Raw genomic sequence first — 218 nt, forward strand, 5'->3', positions numbered from 1 at the left:
AGTCCGGTGGTCATCATCACACCAGAAACCGGCACTATGGGCATGGGACTGGGCGGCTTTCAGGAAGCCAACCAGTTGCCGATGTTTGAAGAGTTCACCAAATATCAGGGACATGTGACCAATCCGGCCCGCATGGCCGAATTCACCGGACGCTGCTTTGACCGTGCCATGTCAGAGATGGGACCGACCCAACTGAATATTCCGCGTGACTATTTCTA

Annotated in this window: 1 pseudogene; it reads left to right on the forward strand. The window is 54.1% G+C overall.

The features are described from left to right. Positions 1 to 218 (forward strand): annotated as a pseudogene (locus tag QN379_RS23605) (sulfoacetaldehyde acetyltransferase); the annotation flags it as partial.

This window comes from Glaciimonas sp. Gout2 (assembly GCF_035018905.1).
Lineage (GTDB): Bacteria > Pseudomonadota > Gammaproteobacteria > Burkholderiales > Burkholderiaceae_D > Glaciimonas.